Source organism: Dyella solisilvae (assembly GCF_003351225.1).
GTDB classification, from domain to species: domain Bacteria; phylum Pseudomonadota; class Gammaproteobacteria; order Xanthomonadales; family Rhodanobacteraceae; genus Dyella; species Dyella solisilvae.
This window is the reverse complement of record NZ_QQSY01000010.1, coordinates 19536-36622: the sequence shown is the minus strand read 5'-3', so window position 1 is coordinate 36622 and position 17087 is coordinate 19536. Positions and strand designations below refer to the sequence as shown.

Genomic DNA, 17087 nt, shown 5'->3' with positions numbered 1-17087 from the left:
TGGCGACAGGTAAGCGAACCGAATCCCACGCCGACGTCCAACTGAAACGCCCCCGGCAAGACCGACATTTGAGCCGGCCATCACTCAGCCGATAGGGACGACTACCGCCACACTGCGGGCATCGCTTCATGACCAAATCCTCTCAGATTTGGTCCGGTTTGCTTAGGAATTACCTTTTAAAGTGGAGATCAGGCGGCGATCGCAGGCTCCATGCCAGTCGCGATGTCGTCACCGCACACATCACGCCATAGGTGATACATCGTGCCGAACATCACCGCGAACATCGTCAGGATCAAAGCAACATCGAGCGGAATCATCAGCACTATAGCCAGCCATGGGCCAACGAGCCCACCAAGCAGGGCCAGCAGAAAGGCCACGAGCGCGAAAGCGATTAGCCCCACAATCAGGGCAAGCAAGAGGCCCACTGCAAACACAAGCAAGGGCAACAGGTTCTTGAGCGCGCCAACCATGCCATCGCCGATGGCGCCGAACACGCTGCGCTGGCGCAGCGCAACCTGGCCAAGGCTGATTGCGTAAAAACCCAAAATGAAAAGCCAAAGCACGAGCAAAAGCGCCACGGCGGTTCCAAAGCCCTGCGGCAGTCCTGGCAGCGGCTGATGGGCAGCCTGTGCCGTCACCAGCTGCCAGTACCAGCTGGCAATGCCGCTACCCGTCAGCGCGATGACGATACCGACCAGAACGAGGTAGAGCCCAAATTTTGCCAGCCCGTACCCGATCAGGCGCCATGCTTCGCCTTGACGATAAGGAGCGAAAATGTCGGTGGCGCGGGCAGGCAATCCACGCTCGGCTGCGTCGACCATCCGGAGGTAGCCCGCATAGAGCGGGATGATCAGTAGATTGACCAGCATGGAGAAGACCATGAGCCAAGCAAAGGCTACCGGGCTCTGCGGTGTATGGGTGGCCATAGCGTGGAATTGCATCGGCAGCGTTGCCAGCGCCGGCAATACGCACACTGCCGTCAACAAGGCTGCCCCACCCAGCAAGGGCTTCGGGTGACGGAAGGCCACACTGATTCCATTCGTCAGCCAGCCCCAGCCGGCCGACGGTCCATTGAGTCGCGTCGTCATAGTTCCCCTCTTTGAAAATCGGCGCCCCCGCGCCGAATTAGCCCAGCATAGCCGTTAGCGCCAAAGCCACCTATACAGGAGTGGCTTGTCACGGCCGACCAAAACCAGCAAGTGATGCGCACAGCATCGGCGCCCACGCAAGTCGCTGCATCGCCAGCCCGCAAGGTCTACAAGGCGGACCCGCCCATGTCCAATGACGAGCTGCGCGACTGGGAAAAGCGGAATCGCGAGGCCATGAAGATTTTGGAGAAGACCACGCCGGAGCTGGAAACAGCGCCGACGCATTGAGCGTCACGGGCGGCCGCAATGGAAGAGACCATCGTCAACCTTCATGAAAAGAGCACTCTGACTCCCGTTTTGCCATGGGACCGGTACCTGAATGAAGCTGACTGGCGGGCCCGGTTTTACGACTTGCTAAGATTCCCCTGATCCCAGCTCAACGGTCAGTCACCTAATCTGGCCCTGCTGCCGAGTTGGTAGGTCAACTCGGCCAAGCATGCGACCGCCATTCTCGCGGAGCACCAACGGACCGCCACGGCGGACTGACTGGACTGATGGGCGGCCACGCAAGGGCCGCCCATTTGCTTTTCTGGCTTCCCCAGGAAGCCAGGGGGAGCGAGGTACTTTTCTCTACGAATCAGTACCCCGACCGCCCATCTCCATGGGCCAACGTCGACCTCATGAAGCGCTGGGTCTTGATCCCGGTACGCTTCCTTTCGCACCTGCGCGGACTTCTGTCACCCAAACCCGCTTAGTCAACGAGAGGACGATAGGCACGGACCACGGGCCCTGCCCTTTCTAGGTCGTACCGTGCCTGCAGTGCCAGCCAGTAGAAGGCGGTGGTGTCGAAGGCGAGCGAAAGGCGGACGGCGATCTCGGGGGTGATGGGGCGCTTGCCATCGATGAAGGCTTTGATGTGGCTGGCGGATATGCTCGTACGACGGGCGAGTCGGGCGGGGTTGAGTGCGTTGGGGATCAGGTAGGCGTGCAGCAAGATGTCCCCGGGGCTTCGCAGCGGTTGCGAGGGGTCCACGTCCACATGTGCGGTCAGTTGGATCAGATCCATGGGTTGTCTTCCCTGTCGGACACGGCCGCACAGCGGAGTGACCACTGCAACCCTGCTCTTGGCACCACCCCGTGGCCGCCATTCTTCGGCCGTTCGTCATTCGCTGGCTCAGGCAGTCCTTTTCCATCCGCTCAAGACAATCCTCTGTACGTGCTTGTCCTGATTCTTTACAAGTTGCTCCGCTCGATAGACTCGGGTGCTCGCCATCAAAGAAAAATAGGCGTACGGACCAAGCACCCCAAAACTCACCAAGAGTGAGCCGAAAACCTTCATCGGCGCGATGCCCCTAACTTGGGCGAATAACAGTGGAAAAAATGCCAAGCCAAATAGAACGAAATACACAGCGCCGAAAAAGTATTTGCGCCAAGCTCTTGACCACACGGTTGTGTACTTTCGCTTGAAGCCGATTTTTAGATCCCCTGCAGTCGACAGGAGCTCCACATAAGGATGCCCCAGGACAAAATCTCTGAGGGCTCGCTGAGGCGACTTCAGAGATAGGAGGTACTCAATTTCGTCTGCTCCGAGCTGACTATCACCGGCTATCGCCTGGTATCCCTTTTCCCTAAGGTAAGGGTGCAATTGCTTATTCGTGGCAACCTCATCCAAAAATTGCTTAGCGAAGCTGTACTCTTCGCGCATTCGGCCACGCTTACCTATGAAAACGTCGTAGAGCAGTTTCGCTGCGCCAACTGCAGCAATCACTATTCCCGCACCTTTGATCAGTAGATCGAAATCCATCTCTCCCCTCCGCTATCGTTCACGGCCTTTCCGCAAGGGGCATCAGGAACAGACCTGAACTCAACGAAGTTGTGATCCCTGAAGAAGGGAGCCTGACCGCGTTTCTGCAGAAAGAAGACGCCCCTGACGTTTTCCGAAGAGACGTATCTATTGCTCATTCCTGGAAGGGTGAGCTGCGCACTTCGGAAGAAGCCCTCAACCCTTCTCATTGATGCAAAGAAGGTGGTGTTAGGCAATTTTTGGCTCCTCAGGAGGCAGCCCTGAGCCAGCGTTCTCTATTGATTCGAGACGCGCAAGGACCCTCATCTCGAGGTCCTTATAGTTGTCGAGGAATTCAGTCACGCGCTTGGAGTTCGTACCACCGGGATTTTTGATCAATCTACCTTCGGAGTCTTTTCGCCCGTCCATAGCGAAAAATAGCGATGCGAAACGTGCGGGTGCTACACCCTCGAAATGCAAGAAAGCAACTTTGTCGAACGGCGCATCTGAATTCCAATCTGCGTCCGCGGATGGCTCGTGATCAATAGAGTCATCATGTAGGTCAAGGGCCAGACTTTTCTCGTATGGCTCAATGAAATAGACCGCGCGTATACCTGCAGCGACAATATGGCGCGCACAGCTATGACACGGATAAGTTGTCGTAAAAAGGAAGCTCCCTTGGATGCTCGGATTGCCCCTACGTGCGGATTGAATAATGGCATCCATTTCCGCGTGAACCGCACGCGAGAACTCGATCAGATCTTTGATTCGGGTACCGGAGCGAATGGCATCCGCCACACGAACTGCCTCCGCGAAATCGAGATTGCCAGCCTTTTGCAAGGTCTCAACAACTTCGTCCCGAAGCATATTTTTGTGCTTGTCATTGAAGCACAGACCTTCCTTGTGAAAACACCGATTGTCGGGATACGAATTTGTGTCATAGAGCCCGCCACCCGCTCGTGGAACATCGTTACATCCGGTGGAGATGATGTTTCCGAATCTGTCGACGATCGCAGCACCCACTTGCCGGGAAAGGCATGCAGATCGGAGTCCAGCGCTATATGCGGCGTACATGCCGCATTCCTTTGCCGTCGGCGTCAGGCCGGTATCACCATGAACCAATCCGACAAATCGCTTGATCGGCTCCTTCAGTAATCCGATGTTGCGGCGAGAGTTGCTCACAAAGAAGTCTGCGAGCTTGAGCGTTCTCTCAAGCTGCTGACCGTTGTTATCTGACTTGCTCTTATCGTCATGCGTCTCGGCCCGGTCTCGGTGCATAAGGCGCACGGCGAAATCCTCCGGCATAGACTTCTTGAGCTCATCCTTTCGTTGACCGAAGCCGCTCAATACTCCGACGACGTAGAGCATATTGTCGTAGACGCTACGAAGAAGAGCGACTTCCTTGGGATGTTTCAATTGATCGATGATGTAGGCCACTTTCTCAGGCACTACATCCGGAACCTGCTTGTTAGGATGTCTTTCGCCGCGATCTAAAGAGATTGCCTTGATGGCGAGTTGCGCCCCCATATCGTCACCAAGCTTGGTGCGCAACTTATTTCCAAGCGTCTGTAAACGCCAAATCCTTAGAAACGCCGCATTCGTGACGTTAGGCGGAGCTTCTTCATCTTGGATCGTATGGCGCTGAGCCAGCTCTTCAAACGCAGAGCTCACTTTAATGTGAACGACCTGATAGCCGCGCTCGCTGAGAGCTTCTTCGAGAGTGTCCTTTACAGATGGAATCCCGCAGCCAACCGGTCCACTCAGCGCAATAATTAGTTCTTCAGATCGGCGGGACCTGAGCTCGTCGGAAGCGTTCCCAGCAGACGGGCCGCTCTTCACCTTAGGCTTGGCCGCTGGCGCGACCACCTTCATTACAGCGTTCATTCCTGTATCCCCACTCCGTTCAGGAGGGAGTGTACAACCGCGAGAAATTACTTTCCTGGAAGGGTCGCGGCGTACTCAAGCAAGCGCTTGAGTGTGGCTTCAGAGGACTTGATCGCTGTGTCAGTCCGAGACTTCGGAAACTGGACTACCGCCGCACTTTGGCGAGCAAACGACAGCTCCATCTGGGGAGTCGGGATCCCCCCCAGAGAGCGGGAAGCGTCAACCTTAGAGCTCTTTTTCCCCATGTTCTGCCCCTCGAGCTCCTTACTAAACGCCCCGAATCTTACACCCTAACAAAGAGAAAAAAAGTGCCAAGGGCTCGGACATCTTGTGCGGACACCAATCTAAGTTGCTGAATTGCATAAAGAGGGCCAAGAGCTGAGGGTCAAAAGCCCCCCAAAAAATCATTGGAAGCCAGTCAGGTGACAAAGATCCCCTAGGGCTGGAACGCCTCCGACAGGACAGACCGTTTAAGTGTCCTGCGCAACCCAAGACGAAGCCGGTAAGGATCTTGTCTTCGCCTGAAGACTGAGCGATGCAGGAACCGCAAACGAGGGCGGGCTCACTTCTGAACTAGGAGGAAGTGAACCTAGCCCCTTGTCATTGACGGAGCTCCACACAAATTCTCTGCCGTTCTGCTCTGTTGTCTGAAACTTTGGCTATGAGTGCAAAGCGCGCCGAGCCGTCCGTTCCGTTGCGAGCAAAAATTCGCCTCACGACCTCGAGTATGTCTGAGGCCTCCAGAACATCGATCACTTCGAACTTGCTGGGGTCTCCGCTTGCTATTAGAGCCACCCCGGGACCGCTGAAGACGAATGACCTATCGTTCTGTCCAGGCACAAATAGCCTGAATCCATATCTGTTCAAAAGAACATCTCTACTGATCACGCCCCCCCCTCATTTGATTCGCGAATACGACTTCACTTCTCAGTCAGCGGCGCTAAATATTGAAGTCAGACACCGACAAGTAAGCAGCGCTAGTTTGCGAAGCATGGCGCCGCACCCTCGCGATAATCTCGGAGAAAGGCATGGAGCCAGACAGGAAGAGATATAGATGTGTCGCATCAAAGAGAAGTAGCTTTGACTGCCTACCAGATGCGCCGGCGATTGCTACGCCCGAATAGCCTGAGATCGAAACCATGATGCCCATGGTGTTGTCGGCCTTATCGTCCACCTTCGCACGGAGTGAGTCGACATCCGTGGCATCGGCCTGCGAAGCAGTGAACTTTAGTTCAACAAGGTAGGTGGTTCCGTCAAGAGTGATGGATCCATCAATTTGGCGCCCATTACTTATATACGGCCGCCGATTCTGAATTTCACAGTAGTCGAGAACGTCAAAGAACCAATCTTGGAAATCGTAGCCGCCTTGCTGAGTTCCGACCAATGAGTGCAGGTTGTTTAGGCGCTGCTGTAATTTCGATTTGTCCGTTTGACTGCGCTGTATCCGCTGGCGCTCCTCCCTAGCCTTTTCTTTTGCGCGCTCTCGTCCCTGCTCATCAGTTATCTCTCGCTGTTGCGCCTGAAGATATGCCTTGAGCTCTCGCACAGCGTTACAGGCGTCAGCAGTTTTCTGAGGGGAATCTTCCCAGTTGCGAAGGTCAGGGAACGTTGTTTGTTCTGATAGATCGCGTGCCATTTGAAAAATGAGGGCCTTGCCTCTGTCAGTGGCCTGGAGCTTTTGAACAGTCCTGTCCAGAAACTCACGCTTACTTTCATCGTTCGACCACGTGGCTAAATGACTATCTGCAATATGGCTAGATCGCAGAAATTTGCGCAAGGCTTCCTTCCGCCAAAAGGACTTTAGCAAAGCTTCGTAGGTCAGCTCGATAAATCGAGGAGTGATCTTGGCCGCCATGACTCACTCTCAGGAACGCAAATACTAGATTGGAAGTAACTACTACCAACAAGCGAAAGGGCGACATTACTGCCGCCCTTTTGATAATTCACTGCATGGCGAGTGGGTTCACCCGCACTTGCTATACCCACAATTCAAGCAAGTCTGGCAGCCGTCCATCAGCACCAGCGCCTGGGTGTTGCACTTGGCGCAGAGGGTGGCGCCGGGCGGGAAGCCGTTGGCGTTGGTTTCGGTCTTGGTCTCGGCAGAGGCCGGTGCGGCCTTCTTGCCGCCGTTGGCGGCGGCCTCGTAGGCGGCGCGCTTTTCGGCGATGAGCTGGCGGGTGGAGTCGTCCATCTCGGGGTCGTGGATCAGGCCGATCATCTTCATGTGCTGCTCGATGACCGCGCCGATCTCGGCGACGATGGAGGGCATGTAGACGCCGCCGGCCTTGAAGTAGCCGCCGCGCGGGTCGAACACGGCCTTCATCTCTTCCACCAGGAAGGTGACGTCGCCGCCCTTGCGGAACACGGCGGAAATGATGCGGGTGAGCGCCACGATCCACTGGAAGTGGTCCATGTTCTTCGAGTTGATGAAGATCTCGAAGGGGCGGCGCTGTTCGTACTGGGTGCCGGCGTTGAGCACGATGTCGTTGACGGTGACGTACAACGCGTGCTCGAACAGCGGCGACTTGATCTTGTAGGTGGAGCCGACGAGCGTCTCGGGACGCTCCAGGCTCTCGTGCATCTGGATCACTTCCGCCTTGGGCGCTTCCTTGGGAGCGGCCGGGGTGGCGGGAGCGGCGGCGGGCGCGGCGGCCTTGTCCTCGGGCTTGACGACGTTGTAGCCCTTGATCTTCTTTTCGATCTTGATCGCCATGGTGTGTGCTTCTTTTGGAGTAGTGGCGGCGCGCGCGACGGCTGGTGGGACGGGTGGTGCGGGTGTTTCTAATACTTGGGGCTTGGGGCCCGGACCTTAAAGTCACTGGATTCCTGCTTGACCAGCCTTCGGCTGTTGAAAAGCGACTCGCAGGAATGACGGGCTAGAAGGGGGCGCTTGGCCTCTGCCGGAACGACGGGACTGAAATGTTGGGTCCGTCGGCAGCTCTAGGACGACCCGGCCCGGCGGTTGACGCCGGGCCGGATCGGGTACGGCTTACTTGCGGCGGGCAGCTTTCTTGGCCGGCTTGCGCACGGCCTTCTTCACGCTCGCCTTCTTGCTGGCAGTGGACCTCTTGACCGCCTTGGCGGCCTTCTTACCGGCGGCCTTCTTGGCCGTCTTCTTGACTGCGGCCTTCTTGGCCGTCTTCTTGCTGCTGACCTTCCTTACTGCCTTCTTGGCGGTCTTCTTCACCGCCTTCTTGGCAACCTTCTTGGCGGCCGCCTTCTTCACGGCCTTCTTCACAGCCTTCTTGGCGACCTTCTTGGCGACCTTCTTGGCGGCAGCCTTCTTCACCGCCTTCTTGGCGACCTTCTTGGCAGCAGCCTTCTTGACCGCCTTCTTCACGGTCTTCTTGGCAGCAGCCTTCTTGGTGGCCTTCTTCGCGGTCTTCTTGGCTGCAGCCTTCTTGACTGCCTTCTTGGCAGCCTTCTTGGCCGGAGCAGCCTTCTTGGCGGGTGCCGACTTCTTCTTGGCGGCACGGGCCTTCTTGGGAGCAGCCGGGGTCACTTCGACCGCGGGCACTTCCACGGGCGCGTCAACGACCGTTACGGCTTCTTCTTTCAGATCAAACTCGGTATCGATAGACATGCGTGTAATCCCCTCCGACGTGGATTTTGGAACTTGTATGGAGCCTTGCCTCTAGGTACTCGGAACTTCTCTAACAAGCAAGCCAACACCTGGAGGCCAGGTGTCGGCACTTATATTAGAACTTTCCGTAATACCCTTCCTTCAAGGCATCGAACAGGTTGGCGGCGGTATGCATTTCGCCGTCGTACTCCACTTCTTCGTTGCCTTTCAGTTCCACAACACTACCGTCCTCCAATTCGAAGCGGTAGAGGGTGTTCTCAAGGTCGGCCTCTTTCACCAGCACGCCCTGGAAGGCGGCGGGGTTGAAGCGGAAGGTAGTACAACCCTTCAAACCCTGCTTATAAGCGTAGAAGTAGATGTCCTTGAAGTCTTCGTAGGGGTAGTCGGTGGGGACGTTCGCGGTCTTGGAGATGGACGAGTCCACCCACAGCTGCGCGGCGGCCTGGATGTCCACGTGCTCCCGGGGCGTGATGTCGTCGGCGGCCACGAAGTACTCGGGCAGCTTGGACTTGGGGTCATCGGTGAACGGCAGGGCGTCGGCGTTGATCAGGGCGCGGTAGGCCAGCAGCTCGTAGCTGTAGACCTCGACCTTTTCCTTGGTTTTGCGGCCCTCGCGGATCACGTTGCGCGAGTAGTGGTGGGCGAAGCTCGGCTCGATGCCGTTGCTGGCGTTGTTGGCCAGGGACAGCGAGATGGTGCCGGTGGGCGCGATAGAGCTGTGGTGGGTGAAGCGGGCGCCGGTTTCGGCCAGCTGCGCCACCAGGTTCGGGGCCACGGAGGCCACGCGCTGCATGTAGCGGCTGTACTTGGCGTGCAGCACGCGGCCCGGGATGGCGTCGCCGACCTTGTAGCCGTCGACGGCCATTTCCGGACGCTTGCGCAGCATGTCACCGGTGACGGTGTAGTCGCGCGCCAGCACCGGGGCCGGGCCCTTTTCCTTGGCGAGGTCCAGCGCCACTTCCCAGCCGGCCACGGCCATCTCGCGAGAGACGTCCTCGGTGAAGGCCACCGACTCGGCCGTGCCGTAGCGCATCTTGAGCATGGTGATGGTGGTGCCCAGGCCCAGGAAGCCCATGCCGTGGCGACGCTTGGAGAGGATCTCGTGGCGCTGCTGCTCGAGCGGCAGGCCGTTGATCTCCACCACGTTGTCCAGCATGCGGGTGAACACCTTCACCACTTCGCGGTATTCGTCCCAGTCGAAGCGGGCCTTGGGGCCGAACGGGTCGCGCACAAAGGTGGTCAGGTTGACCGAGCCCAGCAGGCACGAGCCGTACGGCGGCAGGGGCTGCTCGCCGCAGGGGTTAGTGGCGCGGATGTGCTCGCACCACCAGTTGTTGTTCATCTCGTTGACCTTGTCGATCAGGATGAAGCCCGGCTCGGCAAAGTCATAGGTGGACACCATGATCATGTCCCACAGGTGCCGCGCCCGGATGTGGCCGTAGATCTTGCAGGCGACCAGGCCGTCCTCGCGCTCCACGTAGTTCTCGTGGGTGGGCCACTCGCGCCACACGACCTTGGTGGGGTCGTCGAGGTCGATCTCGGACTGTTCCTTGACGTGCACCGGGAACACCATCGGCCAGTCCTGGTCGTGCTCCACCGCCTGCATGAAGCCATCGGTGATGAGCAGGGACAGGTTGAACTGGCGCAGGCGACCGTCTTCGCGCTTGGCGCGGATGAATTCCTTCACGTCCGGATGGCTGACGTCGAACGTGCCCATCTGCGCGCCGCGGCGACCGCCGGCGGACGAGACGGTGAAGCACATCTTGTCGTAGATATCCATGAAGGACAGCGGGCCGGAGGTATAGGCGCCAGCGCCCGACACGTACGCGCCGCGCGGACGCAGCGTGGAGAACTCGTAGCCGATGCCGCAACCGGCCTTCAGCGTGAGGCCGGCCTCGTGCACCTTCTCCAGGATGTCGTCCATGGAGTCACGGATGGTGCCCGACACCGTGCAGTTGATGGTGGAGGTGGCCGGCTTGTGCTCCAGCGCGCCCGCGTTGGACGTGATGCGGCCAGCGGGGATGGCCCCACGGCGCAGCGCCCACAGGAAACGCTCGAACCAGTGCTCGCGCAGCTCCGGCGTAGCTTCCACTTCGGCAAGCGCACGGGCGACGCGCTGATAGGTTTCGTCGACGCTGCCGTCAACCGGCTGGCCCGACTTGGCCTTCAGGCGGTACTTCTTGTCCCAGATGTCGTAAGACGCGGGCTGCAGCGGAATGGCGGCGGCGTCTCGGTTTACGGCTGGTGCACGCGCGGTGCTCATCGGCTTCCTGACCTCCCGGTACGGCCTTTCGGCCCCGTGTTGGTGTCTTGTTCGTATCGGCTAAATCGACTGCTTCAGGCCGAGTAGCTGGAAAAACGCAGCCAGCACTCAGCCCGAACCGACGTTCCTTGCCTCGACCCTACGGCTACTCCCCCCGAGTATGTCCTGTGACACCAGCTCTTGGGTTTAATCCCGACGCTGTAACACAAGATGTTGTGGTCGCGAACGGATGTGAAAGTTACCCCCGAGCCTCTTCGATGTAAAGTGGTTTTGTCGTGTTGGACGAGGGAACCGTCTACGCCGTGTTGAGTCGAACCACCGTCGATCTGCACGTGTGAAAGGAGCTTGCATGTTTGCCCGTTTTGTCCGCCGGATGGTTGCCACGTTGCTGGTTCTGGTTGGCGTGATGCCACTTGCCGGCCATGCCTCGTTGCCGCCCTCGGTCGACGGCCAGGCGCTACCGTCGCTGGCGCCGATGCTGGAGAAGGTGACGCCGGCGGTGGTGAACATTTCCACCACCACGCGCGTGCAGGTGCGCGATCCGTTCTTCGACGACCCGGTGTTCCGCCAGTTCTTCGGCCTCAATGGCTCGCGGCGCTCGCGCGTCGAGCAGAGCCTGGGCTCGGGCGTGATCGTGGATGCGGCCAAGGGCTACATCCTCACCAACAATCATGTAGTGGGCGGCGCCGACGACATCACGGTGACCCTGCCGGACGGACGCGACGTCAAGGGCAGGCTGGTCGGCACCGACCCGGATACGGACGTGGCGGTGGTGCAGATCCAGGCCACCGGCTTACAGGCGCTGCCGATGGCCGACTCGTCCAAGCTGCGCGTGGGCGATTTCGTGGTGGCGGTGGGCGATCCGTTCGGCCTGGGCCAGGCGGTGACCTCGGGCATCGTCTCCGCGCTGGGCCGCTCCGGGCTGGGCGGCTCGGGCTACCAGAACTTCATCCAGACCGATGCTTCGATCAATCCGGGCAACTCCGGCGGCGCGCTGGTGAACCTGCGCGGCGAGCTGGTGGGCATCAACACCATGATCATCTCGCCCTCCGGCGGCAACGTCGGCATCGGCTTCGCCATTCCCACCAACCTGGCCGTCGACGTGATGCGCCAGCTGGTGGCCAACGGCAAGGTCAATCGCGGCAGCCTCGGCCTGGAGACGCAGGACATCACCCCGCGCATCGCCAAGGCGCTGGCCCTGAAGGACACCAATGGCGCGGTGGTGACGCGCGTCGCCGCCGGCTCGCCGGCCAGCAATGCCGACGTCCAGGTCGGTGACGTGATCACCGCGATCGACGGCAAGCCGCTGCGCAACTCGCAGGAGCTGGGCAACGCCGTCGGCCTGCTGCCGCTGGGCAGCACGGTGAAGCTCACCATGCTGCGCAACGGCGCCAGCCGCCAGGTGATGGCCAAACTGGTGGCGGAGAAGCTCGCCTCGATCGATGGCGCCAAGCTCGATCCGCGACTGGCCGGCGTGACTTTCACCGAGCTGTCGCAGAACGTGCGCGACCAGGGCGTGCATGGCGTCGGCGTGAGCGCGGTGCGCGCGGGCAGCGCCGCGGCGCAAGCGGGCTTGCACACCAACGACGTCGTGATCGGCGTGGGCCACTTGCAGGTGCCGGACTTGCGCACGCTACTGCAGCTTGCCGGGGTGAATCCGCGTCAGCTGGTGCTGGTGGTGGCCGATGATGACGGGGTGCGCTATGTGCAGATTCGCTGACGGGCAAACCGCCCGTCGCCCCTTCGCTTGAGCGCGTGACTTGAGGTTATTTGGGCAGTGCAGCGGTCACGCCGCCCTGCTGAAGGACGGCGCCGGCGAAGGCGCCGAGGCGCGGATTCGTCGCACTACACCTGCGACCGTGTACGCGGCGTTGAGACCCGCAACCGCCGATGAACGACCATGCCAGTGCGTGCGCGGCATCGCGTTTTTCTGCGTTCCGGAGGCTGATTTCGGCTTGATGTTTGCGCCTCAGCTGGCTCAAATACCCAGGCTACATCTTCACTTGCACGCGCGCCCGGTTAAGGCGGCTCGCGAACACCATCTTTACTATTCGGGGTTCCACACCGCCATGTCTCTACGATTCTCTCGTCTGTTTTTCGTCGCGCTGATCACCGCGTGCGCGGCCACCGGCGCCCTCGCCGCCGGCGCAGCGAAGACCACCAAGGCCAAGGCCGCCCCCAAGCCGGCGCTTCCCACCCTGGTCTGGCGTGGCGACTACGCCACCGCACGCGCCGTCGTCGACGACGTGGCCAAGGCCTATGAGAAGAGCGGCAAGGGCCGCATCGAAGTGCAGCCGTTCAACACCGTCTCGGGCCTGGAAGCCGTCGAGCACGGCCTCGCCGACGTCGCGGGCAGCGCACGCGGCAGCGCCGGCGGCACCGAGAGCGACCTGGTGTTCACGCCGGTCGCGTTCGACGCGCTGGTGATGATCACCCACCCGTCCAACGCTGTGCCCAACCTCACCGCCAAGCAGCTGCACGACATCTACTTCGGCAAGATCACCAACTGGCGCGACGTCGGCGGCAAGGACGCGCCGATCAACCTGTACGCGGTGGCCAGCCCCGGTGACGGCGTCGAATACAGCCTGCGCCGCCTGATCTTCGGTCGCGGCAACCAACCGGTGGCCGCGCCGCGCCTGTACGTGAACACGGCCAAGCTGGAAGAGGCCATCACGCTGGACCCGAATGCACTGGGCGTGACCACCCTGTCGGGCGTGGCCACCAACAGCAAGGTGCGCATGATCAGCGTTGACGGCGTGCATCCGAGCCTGGCCACGGTGACCGACGGCAGCTACCCGCTGTACACCCCGATCTACCTGGTCACCAACAAGAACAACCCGAAGGCCGCCCAGGTCGACGCCTTCATGGATTTCCTGCACACCGACCAGGTGCGCGCACTGGCCCGCCAGCACCAGCTGGTGCCGTACGCCGATGCACCGCAGCTGGCCGCCAATGACCAGGCCCGCCGCGCCAAGCTGCTGTCCGAGAGCGGCCTGAAGATGCCGGCCGAAGAGGCAGTGCCGGGCATGCAGGCCAGCGGTCATTGATCGAAGGTCGCGGCGTGCGTATCCGCGCCCTGACGCTGGATCTGGACGACACCCTGTGGCCGGTGCTGCCGGCCCTGGAACGCGCGGATCGTGACCTCGACGCCTTTCTCAAGGCGAACTATCCGGACGTAGCGCGCGCATGGCCCATCCCGGCCATGCGCGCCCTGCGCGCCGAGGTCGCTGCCGAGCGCACCGACCTGTCCCACGACTTCACCGCGCAGCGCCACATCACCATGCAGCGCGCGTTCGCGCGTTGCGGCATCGATGAGGCGCCGCTCGACACGCTGTGGGAAATCTATTTCTCGGCGCGCAACCGCGTCGACCTCTACCCCGACAGCCTGCCGGCGCTGCAACGCCTCGCCGGACGCTGGCCGGTGGCCAGCCTCACCAACGGCAACGCCGACCTCGATCGCATCGGCATCAGCGCGCACTTCGCGCACCAGGTGTGCGCCCGCGACGCCGGCGTGCTCAAGCCCCACCCGCACATCTTCGCCACGGCCGCCGAACGGCTGGGCCTGACGCCTGACGAAATCCTGCACGTGGGCGACGATCCCGAGCTGGACGTGGTGGGGGCCCGTGATGCGGGATTGCGCACCGCGTGGATCAATCGTGCCGGGCATCCGTGGCCGGGGGCGCTGGGCCGAGCGCCGGATCTGGACCTGCGTGATATGGGGCAGTTGGCGGATTGGTTGGAGATGCGGGGCTGAGGTCTGGCGATTGGCGCATGTCGACGCTGCGCCCTGCACAACTCGCCGTCATCCCCACGCCCGTCACCGTCATCCCTGCGAAGGCAGGGATCCAGTGACTTGTTGTGGGATCTCCTTGCGCATGAAAGACGCTGGATCCCTGCCTTCGCAGGGATGACGAGCAAAAGCTGCGTGCTCTCGCACTTTCCGAGGAAACGTCCCCACCCTCGCCCCTCACCGCAAAAGCGCGCATCATTGGGCGAATTCCCGTCGTATCGCGGCCTCGCACACGCCGCGCAAGGAAATTCATGTCCGTACTGATCGAACGCAAGACCGGCGACCGCCAGAGCATCGCCATCGAGACCACCGACATCGCCCATTTCACTGCCGCCAAGCGTCGCCTCACCGCCGCGCAGCGCCAGTGGCTGGCCGCCTTCGGCTTTGAAGCGGCGCCGGGCACCTTCGCCATGCTCCCTGACGAGGGCGGCAAGCTGGTGCGCGTGCTGGTGGGTGTGGACCCCAGCGATCCGCTGAGCGCGCTGGGCGCCCTGCCGCGCACGCTGCCCGAGGCGACCTACCACCTGGCCGAGCACGGTGTGTTGAAGGACACCCTGCAGGCGGCATTGGGCTGGGCGCTGGGCGCTTACGAATTCACCCGCTACCGCAAGGCGCGCCGCGCCCCGGCGAAGCTGGCGATCGACGCCGACCAGCTGGCGACGCTGCAGCCACTGGTGGAAGCCACCACGCTGGTGCGTGACCTGGTCAACACGCCGACCGAGGACATGGGCCCCAAGCAGCTCGCCGAGGCGGTGAAGCAGCTGGGCAAGGCGCACAAGGCCAAGGTGCGCGAATGGGTGGGCGATGAGCTGCTGGAAGCGAACTTTCCCACCATCCACTCCGTGGGCCGTGGCAGCCATCGCGCGCCGCGCCTGGTCGAGCTGACCTGGGGCAAGGCCACCGATCCCAAGCTGGCGGTGGTCGGCAAGGGCGTGTGCTTCGATACCGGCGGCCTGGACCTGAAGCCGGCCGACGGCATGCGCTGGATGAAGAAGGACATGGGCGGCGCGGCGCACGCGATCGCGCTGGCCGGCCTGATCATGCAGGCCAAGTTGCCGGTGCGATTGCAGTTGCTGATTCCGGCGGTGGAGAACGCCGTGTCGGGCGAGTCGATGCGTCCGGGCGAGGTGATCACCACCCGCGCCGGCATCACCGTGGAGGTGGACAACACCGACGCCGAAGGCCGCCTCGTGCTGTGCGATGCGCTGGCCTACGCCAGCGAGCAGCAGCCCGAGCTGATCATCGATTTCGCCACCCTCACCGGCGCCGCACGCATCGCGCTGGGCCCGGACCTGCCCGCCCTGTTCGCCAACCGCGACGACCTCGCCGAGAAGGTGCTGGCCGCCGGCCGCACGGTGAACGATCCGCTGTGGCGCCTGCCGCTGTGGCGCCCGTACCGCAAGATGCTCGAATCGTACCTGGCCGACATGGCCAACTCCGGCGCTTCGCGTCATGCCGGCGCGATCACCGCGGCGCTGTACCTGGAGCGCTTCGTGCCCGAGACGATGCCCTGGCTGCATCTGGACACCTACGCCTGGAACGACGCCGACCGCCCGGCCCATCCGCGCGGCGGCGAAGCGCTGGGCCTCCGCGCGTTCTTCGCGTTCCTGCAGAAGCGGTACGCGCGATAGCCGCTGATTGCTCCCTCTCCCCTCAGGGGAGAGGGTTGGGGTGAGGGGTCAGCCTGCCTCACCCTTTCCTACTCGCCATCCCTGCAAAAGCAGGACGCAGCGCGAAGCGAGGGGAACGCGCGCAGGGCGACGCCGAAGGGGCGAGGGCACTTGGTCGTCCACGGATGACCCCGTGTTCGCTCAGTGTGTAAGGTCACTGGATGACTCGCTGCGCTCGCCCCTTCGGGGCCGCCCTCCCGGGCGTTCTCCGCGCTGCGCACTCCGTCCGGCCTTCGCCGGGATGACGGATAGGTAGGACCGCGGTATGTGGGTGGAGTGGCGTGGAAGCGAGAGCGACCACACCCACTACGCACTCGACGTCGGCGCCCTCACCCCGCGCAACCTGCGCGCCAGCGTGCGCAATCCCCGCACGATCTTCGGCACCAGCCACAGCAGGAACAGCACGAAGATCCCCAGCAGCACCAGGAACGCCGCCGGGTGCTGCCACATCAGGTACATGCCACCCAGCCACGAGATGTCCTCGCCCGCGCTGGCGCCCCAGTTGGTGAAGGGCTCGGGCGAGGTGTTGATCAAGGCGCGTCCGCCGGTTTTTGCCAGATGCGTGCCCGAGGTCAGCGCGCCACCGAGCAGCGCGGCGGCGACTTGCGCGCCGGGCCCGGAATCGCGAAACACGCCCCATGCCAGCAGCGCCCCGGCGGGGACGCGGATGAAGGTATGCACGGCATCCCACAGGCTGTCGAACGCGGGCACCTTGTCGGCAAGAAACTCGCCTAGCCCCATCACGCCCGCGATCACCAACACCCACGTGCCGGTCAGCACCTGCAGCCCGTCCGGCAGGTGCACGTAACCCAGGCGTCCCAGCAGGCCGGCGACGAACACGGTGGCGTACAGCCGGAAGCCGCTGGCCCAGGAAAGGCCGCCGGCCAGCGCCAGGTTTTGCAGCATGTCCATGGGCATCCTCTCTTCGACGAGGCGACCTGCAGCTCGTCCAAGCATGCGCGCCTGACCGCGCCGACCACAAGCGCAGCGGAGCCACGCTTCCCGGCAGGCCGAACCATGACTTTC

At 61.7% G+C, this 17087-nt stretch carries 15 protein-coding genes; 4 read left to right on the top strand and 11 right to left on the bottom strand.

Features of this window, described 5'->3' with window-relative positions:
- The 10 genes from DVT68_RS20895 to DVT68_RS19775 all read right to left on the bottom strand — a co-directional run.
- Positions 1-130 (bottom strand): transposase (locus DVT68_RS20895; protein ID WP_199536158.1); only part of this gene is annotated, 130 nt, incomplete at its 3' end.
- Between the two features lie 58 nt (positions 131-188).
- Complete coding sequence (locus DVT68_RS19815; RefSeq protein ID WP_147281779.1) at positions 189-1088, bottom strand: hypothetical protein; 900 nt, start codon at positions 1086-1088, stop codon at positions 189-191.
- Between the two features lie 751 nt (positions 1089-1839).
- On the bottom strand, positions 1840-2154 hold the full coding sequence (locus DVT68_RS19810; RefSeq protein ID WP_114826944.1) for a HigA family addiction module antitoxin: 315 nt from the start codon (positions 2152-2154) through the stop codon (positions 1840-1842).
- Positions 2155-2262: 108 nt separating this feature from the next.
- A complete protein-coding gene (locus tag DVT68_RS19805) occupies positions 2263-2892 on the bottom strand; it encodes a hypothetical protein (RefSeq protein ID WP_114826943.1) in 630 nt (209 codons plus the stop codon).
- Complete coding sequence (locus DVT68_RS20780; RefSeq protein WP_147281778.1) at positions 2874-3128, bottom strand: hypothetical protein; 255 nt, start codon at positions 3126-3128, stop codon at positions 2874-2876. Before DVT68_RS20780 ends, DVT68_RS19805 begins: the two co-directional genes overlap by 19 nt.
- Positions 3121-4755 carry an anti-phage dCTP deaminase gene (locus DVT68_RS19800; protein ID WP_199536157.1) on the bottom strand — a complete coding sequence of 545 codons (1635 nt, stop codon included), beginning with the start codon at positions 4753-4755 and terminating at the stop codon, positions 3121-3123. Before DVT68_RS19800 ends, DVT68_RS20780 begins: the two co-directional genes overlap by 8 nt.
- Before the next feature lie 940 nt (positions 4756-5695).
- Positions 5696-6610, bottom strand: coding sequence for a hypothetical protein (locus DVT68_RS19790; RefSeq protein WP_199536156.1), 915 nt, complete (start codon positions 6608-6610; stop codon positions 5696-5698).
- A 108-nt stretch (positions 6611-6718) separates the two neighbouring features.
- On the bottom strand, positions 6719-7468 hold the full coding sequence (locus tag DVT68_RS19785) for a TSCPD domain-containing protein (RefSeq protein ID WP_114826940.1): 750 nt from the start codon (positions 7466-7468) through the stop codon (positions 6719-6721).
- A gap of 276 nt (positions 7469-7744) precedes the next feature.
- Positions 7745-8338: a histidine biosynthesis protein HisIE gene (locus DVT68_RS19780; protein WP_199536155.1), complete on the bottom strand. Its 594-nt coding sequence runs from the start codon at positions 8336-8338 to the stop codon at positions 7745-7747.
- 115 nt (positions 8339-8453) lie between these two features.
- Positions 8454-10601, bottom strand: coding sequence for an adenosylcobalamin-dependent ribonucleoside-diphosphate reductase (locus tag DVT68_RS19775; RefSeq protein WP_114826939.1), 2148 nt, complete (start codon positions 10599-10601; stop codon positions 8454-8456).
- A 349-nt stretch (positions 10602-10950) separates the two neighbouring features.
- On the opposite strand from DVT68_RS19775, the gene DVT68_RS19770 reads away from it, so the two are divergent.
- The 4 genes from DVT68_RS19770 (at position 10951) to DVT68_RS19755 (ending at position 16022) form a co-directional block, all read left to right on the top strand.
- Entirely contained in the window at positions 10951-12321 is a 1371-nt protein-coding gene (locus tag DVT68_RS19770) for a Do family serine endopeptidase (RefSeq protein WP_114826938.1), read from the top strand.
- Positions 12322-12670: 349 nt separating this feature from the next.
- Complete coding sequence (locus DVT68_RS19765) at positions 12671-13648, top strand: substrate-binding domain-containing protein (protein ID WP_114826937.1); 978 nt, start codon at positions 12671-12673, stop codon at positions 13646-13648.
- Positions 13649-13662: 14 nt separating this feature from the next.
- Positions 13663-14355 (top strand): HAD family hydrolase, encoded by a 693-nt coding sequence (locus DVT68_RS19760; protein WP_114826950.1) that lies wholly within the window; start codon positions 13663-13665, stop codon positions 14353-14355.
- Positions 14356-14642: 287 nt separating this feature from the next.
- Positions 14643-16022: a leucyl aminopeptidase family protein gene (locus DVT68_RS19755; protein WP_114826936.1), complete on the top strand. Its 1380-nt coding sequence runs from the start codon at positions 14643-14645 to the stop codon at positions 16020-16022.
- A 345-nt stretch (positions 16023-16367) separates the two neighbouring features.
- Here the strand turns inward: DVT68_RS19755 and DVT68_RS19750 are convergent, their stop codons facing one another.
- A complete protein-coding gene (locus tag DVT68_RS19750) occupies positions 16368-16973 on the bottom strand; it encodes a DUF4126 domain-containing protein (RefSeq protein WP_199536154.1) in 606 nt (201 codons plus the stop codon).
- Between the last annotated feature and the right edge of the window lie 114 nt (positions 16974-17087).

Coding starts and splice junctions, on each gene's coding strand:
- DVT68_RS19770 (WP_114826938.1), top strand. CDS start 10,951: ATGTTTGCCCGTTTTGTCCGCCGGATGGTTGCCACGTTGCTGGTTCTG.
- DVT68_RS19800 (WP_199536157.1), bottom strand. CDS start 4,755: ATGAACGCTGTAATGAAGGTGGTCGCGCCAGCGGCCAAGCCTAAGGTG.
- DVT68_RS19775 (WP_114826939.1), bottom strand. CDS start 10,601: ATGAGCACCGCGCGTGCACCAGCCGTAAACCGAGACGCCGCCGCCATT.
- DVT68_RS19765 (WP_114826937.1), top strand. CDS start 12,671: ATGTCTCTACGATTCTCTCGTCTGTTTTTCGTCGCGCTGATCACCGCG.
- DVT68_RS19750 (WP_199536154.1), bottom strand. CDS start 16,973: ATGGACATGCTGCAAAACCTGGCGCTGGCCGGCGGCCTTTCCTGGGCC.
- DVT68_RS19815 (WP_147281779.1), bottom strand. CDS start 1,088: ATGACGACGCGACTCAATGGACCGTCGGCCGGCTGGGGCTGGCTGACG.
- DVT68_RS19790 (WP_199536156.1), bottom strand. CDS start 6,610: ATGGCGGCCAAGATCACTCCTCGATTTATCGAGCTGACCTACGAAGCT.
- DVT68_RS19755 (WP_114826936.1), top strand. CDS start 14,643: ATGTCCGTACTGATCGAACGCAAGACCGGCGACCGCCAGAGCATCGCC.
- DVT68_RS19780 (WP_199536155.1), bottom strand. CDS start 8,338: ATGTCTATCGATACCGAGTTTGATCTGAAAGAAGAAGCCGTAACGGTC.
- DVT68_RS19810 (WP_114826944.1), bottom strand. CDS start 2,154: ATGGATCTGATCCAACTGACCGCACATGTGGACGTGGACCCCTCGCAA.
- DVT68_RS19805 (WP_114826943.1), bottom strand. CDS start 2,892: ATGGATTTCGATCTACTGATCAAAGGTGCGGGAATAGTGATTGCTGCA.
- DVT68_RS19785 (WP_114826940.1), bottom strand. CDS start 7,468: ATGGCGATCAAGATCGAAAAGAAGATCAAGGGCTACAACGTCGTCAAG.